The organism is Stenotrophomonas sp. HMWF003, assembly GCF_003061285.1.
GTDB classification, from domain to species: Bacteria; Pseudomonadota; Gammaproteobacteria; order Xanthomonadales; family Xanthomonadaceae; genus Stenotrophomonas; species Stenotrophomonas maltophilia_AP.
The window spans coordinates 1-2,623 of record NZ_QAIW01000434.1 but is presented as its reverse complement, the minus strand read 5'-3'; the positions used below and the strand labels follow the sequence as shown (position 1 = coordinate 2,623).

The 2,623-nt window shown below is 69.2% G+C and carries 2 protein-coding genes; both read right to left on the bottom strand.

Annotated features, from left to right (window positions below; translation table 11 throughout):
* Window positions 1-142: 142 nt before the first annotated feature.
* The gene (locus DBR34_RS18655; RefSeq protein WP_128097884.1) at window positions 143-1,531 is read right to left on the bottom strand and encodes a serine hydrolase domain-containing protein; all 1,389 of its coding nucleotides are present in this window, start codon (window positions 1,529-1,531) and stop codon (window positions 143-145) included.
* A gap of 153 nt (window positions 1,532-1,684) precedes the next feature.
* A partial coding sequence (locus DBR34_RS18650) for a GMC oxidoreductase (RefSeq protein WP_181394070.1) occupies window positions 1,685-2,623 on the bottom strand: 939 nt, incomplete at its 5' end.

Sequence of the window (2,623 nt, the reverse complement as noted above, 5' to 3'; positions counted from 1 at the left end):
GCTCTACCGTATCCGTTCGTGGCAGCCGACCAACGGTCGGCTCTACCGTTTCCGTTCGTGGCAGCCGACCAACGGTCGGCTCTACCGGCCCACAAAAAAGGCGGCCAACCGGCCGCCTCTTTGATGCATCCTCGCGCCGTGATCAGCGCGGCGAGGCAACCGCGCGGTTGGACGACACGCCCTTGCGCTTGGTTGCCGGGGCGCCGTCTTCCACCATCAGGTTGTCGCTGCCGAAGTCGGTGTCCACGTCCAGCCAGCGCTGGGTCGGCAGGCCCATGGCCTGGTCCAGCACGGTCGGCAGCAGGCCGCTGGGCAGGCTGCTCTCGCCGTTCCACATGATGGCGATGCCCAGGTCGCGTTCGGGTACCAGCGCGACCAGGCCGCGATAGCCCTGCACGGCACCGGCATGGAAAATCACTTCATGCCCGGCGTAGTCGAAGTTGCGCCAGCCCAGTGCGTACCCGGCCGAGTGCAGACGCTCGCGGCGCCAGCCCGAGCGCATCTCGCCGGGGGTGTTGATCAGGGTCGAGTGCAGCGTGGCCAGCAGCGGCGCAGGCAGCACGTCGGGGCGGTGGCCGGTGTGGGCCAGCAGCCACTGCGCCATGTCGCTGGCGCTGGCGTTGACGCCGGCTGCAGGCGCCAGGCGGTAGTAGGTGGGCTTCGGGTTCAACGACACCCAGCCGTTGCGGCTGCGCACGTGCGGGCGCGCCCAGCGCGAACTGGCCTGGATGCCGGCCAGGCCGAGGCTGGCATCGTCCATGCCCAGCGGCTTGAACAGGCGGCGTTCCACCGACTGCTCGTAGAAGCTGCCGGAGGCGGCGTAGACCACGTCGCCGATCAGGCTGAAGGCCACGTTCTGGTAGGCATAGCAATCGCCCGGCAGGCACTTGAGCGAGGTCGAGGCCAGCTTGTGGGTGAGCGTGTAGTACTCGGCGTTGGCTTCCACGTCGCGGTCGTACGCGTTGTAGGGCAGGCCGACGCGGTGGCTGAGCAGGTCGGCCACGGTGAGGCGTTCGGTGGCCTCCGGTGAGCTCAGCTGGAACCCGGGCACGTAGTCGGTGACCTTGCTGTCCCAGCGCAGCGTGCCGTCGTTGACCAGCAGGCCGGCCATGGTGCCGGCGAACGCCTTGGACAGCGATGCCAGCCGGAACACGGTGTGCGCATCGACCATCTGCGGGTTGTTGACGTCGGTGACGCCGTAGCCGCGCGCGCTGAGCACACGACCGCCCTGGACGATGGCCACGGCCATGCCGGGGACGCGCTCGCCGTAGGTCAGCTGCTGGGCCATCGCTTCGATCGCGGCCACGTTGAAGCCCTGGGCCGGCGGCAGCACCTGCACGGTGGCGGGCGTGGTGCGATAGGCGGCCGGCTGGGTGTGCGCGATCGTCGCGGTGTTTTCGATGTTGACCGGGAATGCGGTCGGCGCAGCACTGGGCGTCTGTGCAGTAGACGACATCGCGATGGGCATCAACATGCCCAGCAACCCGGTGGCCGCCGAACGGATCGGGCGACGCCTGCTGTTCTGATTCATCGTTTGGGACCCGTGCGCAACTGCTGTGGGTGATTCTAGCGCTGCTTTTCCTGATTGCACAAACCAAGCGAAGATGAATGCGTATCTGGTTGAAAAGGCCCGGTTTTTGCATCCACGGCGTACGCACGGGCACCCGGCGCGGCGCAGCCCTGTTCAGCTTGCCCCGGCCGCCTCGAGGATCCACTGCGCGGCGCGTTCGGCCAGCATGAGGGTGGGCGCGTTGGTATTGCCGCTGACCAGGCTGGGCATCACCGAGGCATCCACCACGCGCAGGCGGCGCACGCCGCGCACGCGCAGCTGCGGGTCGACCACCGCCCCGGCGTGGGTGCCCATCGCGCAGGTGCCCACCGGGTGGTAGATGGTCTCGGCCTTGGCCCGGATGAAGGCCTCCAGCGCGGCCTCGTCCAGGTCCTGCCGCGGCGGGAAGATCGGTGCCCCGCGCCAGCGGTCGAACGCCGGTTGGCGCAGGATCTCGGCCGACATCCGCACGCACGCTTTCATCATCGCCAGATCCATCCCGTCGGGATCACTCAGGTAATGGGCCTGGATGCGCGGTGGCGAGGCGGGGTTGGCGTCGCGCAGGCTGATCCGGCCCCGGCTGCGCGGGTGCAGGGCACAGGCATGCAGCGTGTAGCCGTCGCCGGGCAGGCGGTGGCGGCCGTGGTTGTCCAGCATCGCCGGCACGAAGTGGAACTGCACGTCGGCGCGCGCATCGATGGCCAGCGGTGAGCGGGCGAAGCCACCGGCCTCGGCGATGTTGCTGGTGCCGGCGCCGCGGCGACCACGCAGGAAGTAGTCGAAGGCGATCCGGGCCTGGTTGCTGCGGTCGTAGCTCACGCCCGGATGGGTATGCACCAGCGTGCAGATGTCCAGGTGATCCTGCAGGTTGGCGCCTACCCCGGGCAGGTCGGCACGCACGGCGATGCCATGCGCCCGCAACTGGGCGGCCGCACCAATGCCTGAGAGCATCAGCAGCTGCGGCGAGTGCACCGCGCCGGCGCTGAGAATCACCTCGGCGCTGGCCGCGGCATGCCGGTGCTGGCGACCGTGGCGAAAATGCACCCCCGTGGCGGTGTCGCCCTCGACGCCCAG

Bases quoted from the DNA above. Each gene is read 5' to 3' on its own strand.
- DBR34_RS18655 (WP_128097884.1), bottom strand. From the start codon at position 1,531: ATGAATCAGAACAGCAGGCGTCGCCCGATCCGTTCGGCGGCCACCGGG.